Genomic DNA, 12,414 nt, shown 5'->3' with positions numbered 1-12,414 from the left:
CCATATGAAAATTGCGATTGTAACAGGCGCTTCTTCCGGTATGGGAAGAGAATTTATCATGCAGATTGCCGACCGTTTTAGCGGAATCGGGGAAATATGGGCCATTGCCAGGAGAAAGGAACGTCTGGAGGAGCTGTCTCTTCTCGTTCCGGTAAAGCTCCGGTGCTTTGATATAGATTTAACAAGAGCGGAAGAGCTGAAAGAACTGGAAGAGGCCCTTTCAGAAGAAAAGCCTGATGTGAAGTGGCTGGTCAATGGAGCCGGATACGGAAAGATCGGCCCTGTGGGCTTTATCAGCGTGGAAGAGGAAGGCGGCATGATCGATTTGAACTGCCGGGCTCTCTGTGCGGTGACCCACATGGTGCTTCCCTATATGTCAAAAAACAGCCGCATCATCCAGTTTTCTTCTTCGGCAGGCTTTCTCCCCCAGCCTCAGTTTGCCATTTATGCGGCCACAAAAGCATTTATCTTAAGCTACAGCAGAGCTCTTAATGAGGAAGTAAAGCCCAGGGGAATCTATGTTACCGCGGTCTGCCCCGGACCTGTAAAGACCGAGTTCTTTGATATCGCCGGAACAACTGGAGAGATTCCTCTTTATAAAAAGCTGGTCATGGCTGATCCCCGCAAGGTGGTGTCTCTGGCTTTGAGAGACAGCATGATGGGCCGTTCTGTTTCCGTTTATGGACTTACCATGAAATCCTTCCGTATGCTGTGCAAACTATTTCCCCACGGCATGATCCTGAGTCTTATCCGAAAATCCATGAAAGCAGAGTAACAGACAGAAAGGACCAGTCATGCAGTCTTTGATTGTATCGAAAAATGAAGCAGGCCAGCGTCTCGATAAGCTGCTGGCGAAATATTTGAATCTGGCAGGAAAAAGCTTTCTCTATAAGATGATGAGAAAGAAAAACATCACGTTAAACGGGAAGAAATGCGACGGTTCGGAAAAGCTGGGAGAGGGAGATGAAATCAAGCTCTTCCTTTCTGATGAAACCATTGAAAAGTTTTCCGAAGTGAAAATTCCCCAGGTTAAAAAGGTTGCTTTAAATGTCATATATGAGGATGACCACATCTTCTTAGTCAATAAGCCCGCAGGGATGCTCTCCCAAAAGGCAAAGGAGTCTGATGAATCCCTGGTGGAGTATCTCATCGATTACCTGTTATCAAAGGGCAGCCTGACGGCGGAGCAGTTGAGGAGCTTTCGCCCTTCCATATGCAACCGCCTGGACCGCAATACCAGCGGCCTGGTGGTCTGCGGAAAGTCTCTGGCAGGGCTGCAGCTCATGTCCGCGGTCTTTAAGGACAGGAGCATCCACAAGTATTATCAATGTGTGGTAAAGGGCAGGCTCTCTAAAAAACAGGTGATTCAAGGCTTTCTCATAAAGGATGAGGCCTCCAATCAGGTGACAATCCATAAGGAGCAGGTTCCAGACAGCCTTCCCATTGTGACGGAGTATGAGCCGATGGCCTTTTCTGAGGACTACACGTTGTTAAAGGTCACTCTGGTCACTGGAAGAACCCATCAGATCAGGGCTCATTTATCCTCCATCGGCTATCCCATTATCGGGGATTATAAATACGGCAATAAAAAGGCCAACGAAGAAGCCAGAAAGCTATTTTCTGTCCAGTCCCAGCTTCTTCATTCCTTTCAGGTCACATTTCCGGTGCTGCCGGAGCCTCTTTCTTATTTATCGGGAAAGACTTTTTTTGCACCTTTGCCGGAAATTTTTTCAAAAATATGCAGGGACTGGAAATAAGAGGAGGGAAACATGGGAACCTGGAATACGAGAGGCTTAAGAGGCTCCACTTTGGAGGAGCTGATTAACCGCAGCAATGAAAGCTACCGGGAAAAGGGGCTGGCTTTGATTCAGAAAATCCCCACCCCCATCACCCCCATCTCCATTGACAAGGAAAACCGCCACATCACCCTGGCTTACTTTGAGCAGAAAAGTACGGTGGACTACATCGGCGCCGTCCAGGGAATACCGATCTGCTTTGATGCAAAGGAGTGCAGCGCCTCCACCTTTCCCCTTCAGAACATCCACCCTCATCAGGTCGACTTCATGGAAGAATTTGAACGGCAGGGAGGCATTTCCTTCATCATCGTATCCTATACCCAGAAAAATGAGGTTTATTATCTGCCCTTTGACCGTTTAAAGAAATTCTGGAAGCGGATGGAGGAGGGAGGACGGAAAAGCTTCACTTATGAGGAAGTGGATAAAGACTGGGAAATACGCAGCCACAGGGATATTTTCATCCATTATCTGGAAATGATTCAAAAAGATTTGGACAGAAGAGATTGACAATCAGGGTTTTCTCCCCTATAATAAACTACACGTTACCGAATTATCACTTTACTATAAGAAAGTAAAAGAAAACGAGATACTGTGAAAACAATTTTCCTGGTTATTGCAGGATGGAGGACATCATGGCAAATAAGCTGTTACATACACCGGACGGAGTCCGGGATATCTATGGAGTGGAGTGCACAAAAAAAGCCGTTGTGCAGGAAAAAATTTTGAACGTGTTTCATCTGTTCGGATATCAGGACATTGAAACTCCCACCTTTGAATTTTTTGATATTTTCAATGAATCCCGCGGAAGCGTCAAGGCAAAGGAAATGTTTAAATTTTTTGACCGGGATAATCACACCCTGGTTCTGAGGCCTGACGAAACCCCTGCCATTGCCAGGTGTGCGGTGAAGTATTTTATGGATGAGTATATGCCCATCCGTCTCTGTTACCTGGAGAGAACCTTTATCAACAATTCCAGCTATCAGGGAAGGCTTAAGGAAGCCACCCAGACCGGCGTGGAGCTGCTGGGGGATGATTCCGCTGACGCTGACGGGGAAATCCTGGTCATGGTGATCCGGGCTTTGCTGGCGGCAGGGCTTACGGAATTTCAGGTGGAGTTAGGAGAAGTGGACTTTTTTAAGGGCCTGCTTGAAGAAGCCGGTATGGATGAGGAGATGGAAGAGGCTTTAAGAGAGCTGATTGAAAATAAAAACTATTTCGGTGTGGAAGAACTGGTGATGGCCCAGCCCATTTCCAAAGAGCTGAAGCAGGTGTTTTTAAAGCTTCCGGAGCTTTTCGGTTCCCTGGAGCAGATTCAGGCGGCCAGAGAGCTGACAGCCAATCCAAGGGCCTTAAAGGCCATTGAGCGCCTGGAGGAGGTAAACCGGATTCTGGCCCATTACGGCCTTACGGATTACGTTTCCTATGACCTTGGCATGCTGAGCCAGTACCAGTATTATACCGGAATCATTTTTAAGGCTTATACGTACGGCACCGGAGATTACATTGTCAACGGAGGCCGGTATGACAAGCTCTTAGAACAGTTTGGAAAAGATTCTCCTGCCGTAGGCTTTGGAATTTCCGTGGATGAGCTTTTGCTGGCCTTATCGAGACAGAAGATCGAGACAAAGGTCACGGTTGCCAACACCATGATTCTTTATGAAAAGGAATCGAGGGAGGGCGGCATTCATCTGGCAGACCATTTCCGCAATGCGGGCATGGCAGTCCAGCTTCAGCTTAAGGACCCGGACCGTTCTCTTGAAACGTATTTTGACTATGCTCTGCGCAGGGATTTGCACAATCTTCTGTACCTGGACACCATGGGATTTTCCGTAAAGGTCACGAACCTGCTTTTAAACCGAACAGAAGAGATACCTCTGTCGGAATATTTACAGTAACCGGAGGTACTTATGAGATATCTGACATTTGCCCTGGCAAAGGGGCGTCTGGCAAAGGATTCCCTTGCCATGTTTGAGAAAATCGGAATCACCTGTGAGGAAATGAAGGACAAGGGCTCCAGAAAGCTGATCTTCACCAATGAAGAGCTGGGAATGCGGTTTTTCCTGGCAAAGGCCAGCGATGTGCCCACCTATGTGGAATACGGGGCGGCTGATATCGGCATCGTGGGCAAGGACACTCTTTTGGAAGAGGGGAGAAAGCTTTACGAGGTCATGAATTTAGGCATGGGAAACTGCCGCATGTGCGTCTGCGGCCCCAAGTCGGCCCAGGAACTGTTACAGCACCATGAAATGATCCGGGTAGCCACCAAGTATCCGGCCATTGCCAAGGATTATTTTTATAATAAAAAACATCAGACTGTGGAAATCATCAAGCTGAACGGCTCCATTGAGCTGGCCCCCATTGTAGGGCTTTCCGAGGTGATCGTGGACATTGTGGAGACAGGAGCTACCCTGAGGGAGAACGGACTTGACGTATTGGAGGAAATCTGCCCTCTTTCCGCCCGTATGGTGGTCAATCAGGTGAGCATGAAGCGGGAAAATGACAGGATCACAAAGCTGATCCATGATCTTCGCACCTTGCTGCAGGAGGAAAACCAATGAGAATTATAAAATTAGATGAAAGCTCCAAACAGAATATTCTGGCGGACTTATTAAAAAGAGATCCCAATAATTACAGCACCTATGCCGATGCGGTCCAGAAAATTGTGGAAACCGTGAAGACGGATAAGGACAAGGCTCTTTTTTCCTATACAAAGGAATTTGACAAAGCAGATATCAATGCTTCAAATATCCGGGTGACGGAAGAGGAAATCAAAGAGGCCATGAAAGAGGTGGACCCTGGGCTTTTGGAGGTCATGAAAAAGTCCATGAAAAACATCCGCCAGTTCCATGAAAAGCAGAAGCAGTACAGCTGGTTTGACAGCAAGCCGGATGGAACCATCTTAGGACAAAAAATCACTGCCCTTGGAAGCGTAGGTGTTTACGTTCCGGGCGGAAAGGCGGCTTATCCGTCTTCTGTTTTGATGAACATCATTCCAGCTGAGGTGGCAGGAGTGGAGCGGATTGCCATGGTAACCCCTCCGGGACCGGATGGAAAGGTGAATCCGGTCACTCTGACTGCCGCTTACTTAGCCGGCGCTACGGAGGTTTACAAGGTGGGCGGAGCGCAGGCAGTGGCTGCCCTGGCCTTTGGAACGGAATCCATTCCAAAGGTGGATAAGATTGTGGGCCCCGGAAACATCTTTGTGGCACTGGCCAAAAAGGCGGTTTACGGCCACGTGAGCATAGACAGCATTGCAGGCCCCAGCGAGATTTTAGTGCTCGCGGATGAGAGCGCCAATCCCCGTTTTGTGGCAGCGGATTTGTTATCCCAGGCAGAGCATGATGAGCTGGCTTCTTCCATTCTGGTGACCACCAGCATGGAGCTGGCTGAGAAGGTATCAGAGGAAGCGGAAAACTTTGCAAATGTGCTGTCCCGGTCTGAGATCATCAAGAAGTCTCTCGACAATTACGGATATATTCTGGTGGCGGATACCATGAAGGAGGCCATTGCAGTCGTCAATGAGATCGCTCCGGAGCATTTGGAAATCATCACCAGAAACCCGTTTGAGGATATGACCAGGATTCACAATGCAGGGGCCATATTCCTGGGAGAATACAGCTCTGAGCCTCTGGGAGATTATTTTGCAGGGCCCAACCATGTGCTTCCCACCAACGGAACAGCCAAATTCTTCTCTCCCTTAAACGTGGATGATTATGTGAAGAAATCCAGTATTATTTATTATTCCAAAGAGGCTTTGGAGCAGGTCCATAAGGATATTGAAGCCTTTGCCGAAGCAGAGCACCTGACCGCTCACGCCAATTCCGTAAAGGTGAGGTTTGAAGAATAGGAGAATTCGTATGCAGCTTTATCCAGCAATTGATTTAAAAAACGGGCAGTGCGTCCGTTTAAAGCAGGGAGAATTTAAAGAAATTACCGTTTATTCCGATGCGCCGGAGGAGGTAGCCGCTCTTTGGCAGTCCCAAGGGGCCACTTTTTTGCACCTGGTGGACTTAGATGGGGCTTTGGCCGGTTATTCCGTGAATAAAGATGTGATAAAAAAGATCGCAGATACCGTTTCCATCCCCATTGAAATCGGAGGCGGCATCCGCAGCGAAGAAGCTATAGAGGCCATGCTTTCCCTGGGCGTTTCCAGGGTGATCATCGGAACCAGAGCCGTGGAAAATCCTGAATTCCTGGGAGAAATGGTGAAAAAATTCGGTTCTGAGCGGATTGTGGCCGGTGTGGATGCAAAAGATGGTATGGTGGCCGTAGAGGGCTGGGAAAAAATCAGCACCATGTCGGCGTCAGACTTATGCGGACGCATGAAAGAATACGGTATTCAGCACATTGTATACACCGATATAGCCAGAGACGGAATGCTGTCCGGCCCTAATGTGGCTTATACGAAAAAGCTGACCGATGACACGGGACTGGACATCATCGCTTCCGGGGGGATGTCTTCCATGGAGGATTTGCGCCAGCTTTATGAGGCCGGTGTCAAAGGGGCCATCATCGGAAAGGCTCTGTATGAAAAACGGATTGATTTAAAAGAAGCCATCGATGCGTTTGAAAAGAAGGCGCCTCAGGGGAGGATTGTATGATGGAGTGTAAGAAAATAATTGCAGGCTTTGGAATCCGGGAAGGAAAGGCTGTCAGGCTCGATGACAGGGCAGCGTATTATGAAAAAGGCCTTCTGGAGCTGGCCCGCTTTTACGGAGACAGCGGAGCCGATGAGCTGTTTCTTCTGGACTTATCGGAATCTGAGGAAGATCACGAAAAGACCATAGGCATGATGAAAGAGATTGCAAGGCTTTCCGATATACCGGTCATTGCCGGGGGAAGAGTGAAGCGTTTAGAGGATGTGAAGAAATATCTCTACGCAGGGGCAAAGGCCTCTTTTCTCGATGGCAGTTCAGAGGAAAATGTGGACTTGATGAAGGAGGCCTCAGACCGGTTCGGGGATGATAAGGTATACGCTTACTTACCGGACTGCTCCTATTTAGAGAGTGCCAAGGAATATGCCCAGCTTGGGGCCTCTGTCATGATTTTAGGCGATCTGGATATGACAGAAGAAAAGCTTTTAAAGGTGTCTGAATGCAAAGAAGTTTTTCTGCTCACAGGTTCTGGCGGAGAGTTTTTGCCTGCTGTGCTTAAGACAGAGAATGTAAACGGCTTTATCGGAATTCTTGACGGGGAAGCCGGATGCATGGATTTAAAACAGGATTTAAAGGCCAGGGGAATTGATGTGGATACCTTTGAGAGCCCTGTCAGCTTCAGCGGATTTAAGCTGAATTCGGACGGTCTCATTCCGGTCATCACCCAGGATTACCGGACCGGCCAGGTGCTGATGCTGGCTTATATGAATGAAGAGGCGTTTCAGAAGACCTTAGAGACAGGCCGCATGACTTATTACAGCAGAAGCCGGGGTGAACTCTGGCTTAAGGGGGAAACCTCCGGCCATTACCAGTATGTGAAGTCTCTTTCCATAGACTGTGACAGCGATACCCTGCTTGCAAAGGTGAATCAGATCGGCGCAGCCTGCCATACCGGGGAAAAAACGTGTTTTTACACAGATCTTGTAAAAAAGGAATATCAGGAGACCAATCCCCTTAAGGTATTTGAAGATGTGTTTCAGGTGATCATGGACAGGAAGGAAAATCCCAAGGAAGGTTCTTATACCAATTACCTGTTCGATAAGGGAATCGATAAAATATTAAAGAAGCTGGGAGAGGAAGCTGCGGAAATCATCATAGCCGCAAAAAATCCCAATTCCGAGGAAGTGAAATATGAAATTTCGGACTTTCTTTACCACATGATGGTATTGATGGCCCAAAAAGGAGTGACCTGGGAGGACATTACCAGGGAACTGGCAAACCGCTGACACTTATTGCCCCGGCATGGAGATGAATTCATCATTTCTATGCCGGGATTTTTTGTTTTATGAATTAAGAAGATGTTAAGATTCTCCAATTGTCATTAACTAAGTGCAGAAGAGAGCCGACAAAAAAAGAGTAAGTCATGACATCTAGGTTTTGATTTGAAATATGCATACTCAGGAGGTTTTCACATTGTCTCGATTCATAAATACTTCACTTATAGGACTTTTTCTCGGCGCTTTCTTTATTATCAGCGCCATGTTCACATCAGGACATCTTAATTTGTTTTATAATGTCCCATCTGCTCTTATGATTTTCGGAGGTACTGCGGCATCTGTTATTATGGCCTTTCCTCCCAAGACGCTAAAGACCTTCGGACACGTTTTTTTAAAGAGTTTTAGAAAAGAGAATTATGATTTAAAGGACGACATCGTAAGCCTGATCCGGTGTGCTGAAATATCCAGAAAAAACGGCTTGCTGGCACTGGAAAACCATATTGACGATCTTACAAATGATGAATATTTGAAAATGGGAATACGCTATATCATCGACGGAACCGATGAAGAGCAGTTGAGAAATATTATGGAGGGGGCAACCCATTTCATGAAGCTGCGTCACGCAAAGAGTGCGGCTATGCTGAACATGATCGGAGCAACTGCTCCGGCTTTGGGACTTCTCGGTACATACGTAGGTCTGATCCCCATGCTGAACAGCTTGGATGACCCCTCTGCCCTGGGACCCATGATGGCCATAGAGCTTGTGTCCTCCTTTTACGGTGCTTTCGTTGCCAATATCATATTTTCTCCTTTAGGACGTAAACTGGTAGCTATGGACAAGGAGGAAGCCTTCAGAAGGGAACTGCTGTTAGAGGGACTTGTGGGCATTCAGCAGGGAAAGAACCCCAGAATGATAAAGGAAGAGTTATCGGCATTTGCGAATATCAACCTGGATGACGAAGAAAATCCGAAAAAAAAGGGAAAAAAGGTAAAAGAACCAAAAAAGCCAAAGAAATGATGAATACATACCAGAGGTGAAAGGAGTGACAAATAATCATGCGCTCAAAATTCGAAGATGAAGATGAAGATGACGATGAGGGCGAAAACTGGCTGGCGAGTTATAGCGATTTGATGACTGATTTGCTGGCGGTTTTCGTAATTTTGTTCGCATTTGCCATGATGAGCCAGGCGGTTGTTATTCAGTCAGAAAGAAAAGCGGCTGAACAGAACCAGGATATTTCTCAATCCACCACAGGTGGCGGGGGCAATTTTGATTTAGAGGAATTCAACAGCCTTTATGAGCACATGAAAACTTATGTGATGGAAGCCGGACTGTCGGAACAGCTCAATGTTGAAAAGCTGGGAGACGAAGAGATATTGCTGCGGATTTCAGCGTCCATTCTCTTTGATTCGGGAAAGGCTGATATTGATCCGGCTGCACTTCCCATGCTTCAAAATATCTCGGATATTCTGGTTTATTACCAGGAAGCCATCCAGATGATACGTATTGAGGGGCACACGGATAACCGCCCTATAAAGACTTCTTCTTTTGACAGCAACTGGGAATTGTCCACCAGCCGCGCGGTCAATGTTTTAAAGCATCTGCTGGAAACCTCAGGAATTGAGGCAAAGAAGTTTTCTGCAATCGGATACAGCGAATTTTATCCGGTGGCCGATAATTCCACCGATGAGGGAAAAGGCAAGAACCGGCGTGTGGATTTCTACATAAAATCAATGGGAAATGATTCTGAATAAAACCGTTTCATGGCAGTCATATGAGAAAAAACAGTTTTTGTGAGCATTGGCAAACAGGCTTTTAAAGCTTTTGCCAGTGCTTTTTACATGCATGGACAGGTTTTCTTCCTTGTGCTATAATGGTAAAATAATGAAAGATAAGGGGGTAGAAGTATGAACAATCAGATGTCCGGTAAAATGAAACGGATGATCCGGCTTTACCGGTGGGCGATACCGGTTGCGCTGGTGTATTGCATGGCTTTTTCCTTCCTGTTTGCAGGTGCGGCTTTCAAACTTTTGGGAGGCGGAGTCCCCCAGACTGATCCAGAAAAGTTCAACGTATATGGCGGAGCAGATATTTACAGCAGTCTGGAAGGCCGGATGATGACCTTTGAATTTGCTTCAGATTTTAAGGAGACGAACCATTATTATTTTGTTTATGATGAAGAGTCTCTGCCTTACATAATCCAGGTCCATGGAAATCTCTCAAAAGAAGCTTTAAAAATCCAGTCTTACTTATATGAGGATTCAAAGGAGGAGCCGGAGCCGGTTTCGTTTTACGGAATAGCAGCTCCCATTGAGGAGAATATCAGGAAGTATGCCATAGAAAGCTATAATGAGATGTGGGAGGAAGATCTTGTGACAGAAGATAATTTTTCCGACTATTTTGGTGAATACTACCTGGATACAACCAGAAAACCGGAATCTCCTGTTTCAAAAAACGTTTCTCTGCTCTTTTTGTGGTCTGCCATGCTGGCTTTGGCTGCAACCGCATATCTGGCGGCAAAATTAACGGATCCAAGGCTGAAAAAGAGCCGTGCCACATTAAAGGCATGGACAGAGGAAAAGCTTCTTTTCGTGGACAGGCAGCTCGCTCAGCCGGGCACCTCAGCCTATGAGAAAGAAAAGCTTTATCTGACCCAGGATTACATCGTCACCAATGCGGAAGGTTTTGAAATCCTCCCTTACCAAAGTATAGAACGGATTTTTCATACGGTTGCCGGGCCCAATATGCGGCTTATGGCAGAAAGCTCCGGTCAGAAGTATCATACCCTCATCCTCACTAAGGGAACCGGTTCTAAAAAGAAAGAAGCATTTCAGGAACTGGCAGACCGGATTAAACGCAAGATCGAGGACAGGAAAGAGGAGCAGTTAAGGGATACCCTCACTTCAGAAATACTTACAGACTTTAAAACAGAGGACTGGAGGGCAGAGGCAGCCGCTTCTTTGGAGGAGAAAGGCACCAGACTGATTCCGGGAATTGTGGGTGCTTTGATAGGAGCCCTCATAGGAGCAGCCTTATGGGTCCTCATCGGCCAGATTGGATTTATAGCCGGAATCGCCGGATTTGTCATGCTCAAGCTTTCCCTGGGAGGTTTTGAGAAGCTGGGCAGAAGACTGGATAAAAGAGGAGCAATTATCTGCCTCTTCATCACAGCCGGGATGATATTTGGGGCCAATTTGCTGGATTACGGGGTTTCCATGACACGGGCTTACTTTGAATTTGAAGCCAGCTTTGAGACCATGGCTTACGTTTTCTCCAATTTTGGAAAGCTGATGTCTGAGATGGATATGTGGAAAGGCTTTTTCGTTGATCTGGCCATAGGTTACGGCCTGTCGGTCTGGTCCAGCCTTGGGGCAATCCGGGCCATTATGAGTATGCAGGTTTCAGAATAAAATATATAAAGAAAGGTAGTTATGTGATGTCAGAAGTATTAAATCATTTTTTAAAGTATATATCCTTTGACACCCAGTCCAAGGAGAATGCGGAGGAATTTCCAAGTACTGAGAAACAGAGGGTGCTGGCAAAAGAGCTGGCGTCTGAGCTTCAGGCCATGAAGGCAGAGGATGTGACTGTGGATGAATGCGGTTACGTCTATGCCACCATACCGGCTACCATGGAAAAACAGGTTCCGGTTCTTGGCTTTATCGCCCATATGGATACGGCCCCGGCCTATTCAGGAACCGGAATAAAGCCCAGGATCGTAAAAAACTATGACGGCGGCGATATTGTTTTGAATGAAGAGACCGGAGTGACCATGAGGGTCAGTGATTTTCCGGATTTGCTGGATTATAAGGGACAGGATATTGTTACCACCGACGGAACCACGCTTTTGGGTGCAGATGACAAGGCCGGAGTGGCAGAAATTATGACTATGGCAGAATATCTGCTGTCCCATCCTGAGATTCCACACGGAAAGCTGCGCATCGGCTTTACACCCGATGAAGAGGTGGGCCGGGGAGCTGACTTTTTTGATGTGAAAGGCTTTGGAGCTGAGGTGGCCTATACTGTGGATGGAGGAGCCTTGGGAGAGCTGGAATACGAGAATTTCAATGCAGCTTCCGCCAGGGTGATCATTCACGGCTCCAACATTCATCCGGGGTCATCCAAGGGTAAGATGAGAAATTCCCTTTTGATGGCGATGGAATTTCACGGCATGCTTCCGGTTCATGAAAATCCCATGTATACAGAAGGATATGAAGGCTTTTACCACTTAGATTCCATGAGTGGAACTGTGGAGGAAGCCCGTCTGGAATACATCATCCGGGACCACAGCAAAGAAAAGTTTGAAGCAAAAAAGGAATTCATAAAGCAGGCCGCAGATTATCTGAATAAACGCTATCCTGCAGGAACTGTGGAACTCATATTAAAAGACAGCTACTACAACATGAAAGAAATGGTGGAGCCTCACATGTATCTCATTGATATTGCAAGGACCGCCATGGAGGAAACAGGAATTAAGCCTTTAGTCCGTCCCATCCGGGGCGGCACAGACGGTGCCCGTCTATCCTATATGGGGCTTCCCTGTCCCAACCTTTGTACGGGAGGCCATAACTTCCATGGAAAATTTGAATTCATACCGGTTCAGTCCATGGAAAAGGTTGTGGAGCTGCTTCTTAAAATCGTAGAAAAGTTTACAGAAAAATAAATGGAAATGCCCGCCTTTTGGCGGGCGTTTTTGTATATTACAGGAGAAAATGAGAAAGATTCGCCTTTAACACTACTTGTAT

At 46.9% G+C, this 12,414-nt stretch carries 12 protein-coding genes; all 12 read left to right on the top strand.

Annotation, left to right across the window (positions count from 1 at the left end; all coding sequences use genetic code 11):
• Positions 1-4: 4 nt before the first annotated feature.
• Positions 5-775 (top strand): SDR family NAD(P)-dependent oxidoreductase, encoded by a 771-nt coding sequence (locus QM657_RS09070; RefSeq protein WP_415066319.1) that lies wholly within the window; start codon positions 5-7, stop codon positions 773-775.
• Between the two features lie 19 nt (positions 776-794).
• Positions 795-1,757, top strand: coding sequence for an RluA family pseudouridine synthase (locus tag QM657_RS09065; protein WP_415066318.1), 963 nt, complete (start codon positions 795-797; stop codon positions 1,755-1,757).
• Positions 1,758-1,769: 12 nt separating this feature from the next.
• On the top strand, positions 1,770-2,303 hold the full coding sequence (locus tag QM657_RS09060; RefSeq protein ID WP_415066317.1) for a Holliday junction resolvase RecU: 534 nt from the start codon (positions 1,770-1,772) through the stop codon (positions 2,301-2,303).
• 125 nt (positions 2,304-2,428) lie between these two features.
• Positions 2,429-3,691 carry an ATP phosphoribosyltransferase regulatory subunit gene (gene hisZ, locus QM657_RS09055; protein ID WP_415066316.1) on the top strand — a complete coding sequence of 421 codons (1,263 nt, stop codon included), beginning with the start codon at positions 2,429-2,431 and terminating at the stop codon, positions 3,689-3,691.
• A 12-nt stretch (positions 3,692-3,703) separates the two neighbouring features.
• Positions 3,704-4,354, top strand: a complete 651-nt coding sequence (hisG, locus tag QM657_RS09050; RefSeq protein WP_415066315.1) for an ATP phosphoribosyltransferase — start codon at positions 3,704-3,706, stop codon at positions 4,352-4,354.
• Positions 4,351-5,643 carry a histidinol dehydrogenase gene (hisD, locus tag QM657_RS09045; RefSeq protein WP_415066314.1) on the top strand — a complete coding sequence of 431 codons (1,293 nt, stop codon included), beginning with the start codon at positions 4,351-4,353 and terminating at the stop codon, positions 5,641-5,643. Before hisG ends, hisD begins: the two co-directional genes overlap by 4 nt.
• A gap of 10 nt (positions 5,644-5,653) precedes the next feature.
• On the top strand, positions 5,654-6,397 hold the full coding sequence (hisA, locus tag QM657_RS09040) for a 1-(5-phosphoribosyl)-5-[(5-phosphoribosylamino)methylideneamino]imidazole-4-carboxamide isomerase (RefSeq protein ID WP_415066313.1): 744 nt from the start codon (positions 5,654-5,656) through the stop codon (positions 6,395-6,397).
• Positions 6,394-7,677 carry a bifunctional phosphoribosyl-AMP cyclohydrolase/phosphoribosyl-ATP diphosphatase HisIE gene (gene hisIE / locus QM657_RS09035; protein WP_415066312.1) on the top strand — a complete coding sequence of 428 codons (1,284 nt, stop codon included), beginning with the start codon at positions 6,394-6,396 and terminating at the stop codon, positions 7,675-7,677. Before hisA ends, hisIE begins: the two co-directional genes overlap by 4 nt.
• Positions 7,678-7,864: 187 nt before the next feature.
• The gene (locus QM657_RS09030; RefSeq protein ID WP_415066311.1) at positions 7,865-8,686 is read left to right on the top strand and encodes a motility protein A; all 822 of its coding nucleotides are present in this window, start codon (positions 7,865-7,867) and stop codon (positions 8,684-8,686) included.
• Between the two features lie 38 nt (positions 8,687-8,724).
• Positions 8,725-9,423: an OmpA family protein gene (locus QM657_RS09025; protein WP_415066310.1), complete on the top strand. Its 699-nt coding sequence runs from the start codon at positions 8,725-8,727 to the stop codon at positions 9,421-9,423.
• A 153-nt stretch (positions 9,424-9,576) separates the two neighbouring features.
• Positions 9,577-11,079 carry a hypothetical protein gene (locus QM657_RS09020; RefSeq protein ID WP_415066309.1) on the top strand — a complete coding sequence of 501 codons (1,503 nt, stop codon included), beginning with the start codon at positions 9,577-9,579 and terminating at the stop codon, positions 11,077-11,079.
• A 26-nt stretch (positions 11,080-11,105) separates the two neighbouring features.
• Positions 11,106-12,332, top strand: coding sequence for a peptidase T (gene pepT / locus QM657_RS09015; protein ID WP_415066308.1), 1,227 nt, complete (start codon positions 11,106-11,108; stop codon positions 12,330-12,332).
• Positions 12,333-12,414 lie beyond the last annotated feature (82 nt).

It is taken from the genome of Lacrimispora sp. (assembly GCF_047605665.1).
Classification (GTDB): Bacteria; Bacillota; Clostridia; order Lachnospirales; family Lachnospiraceae; genus Lacrimispora.
This window is presented reverse-complemented; position numbering and strand designations above follow the sequence as displayed.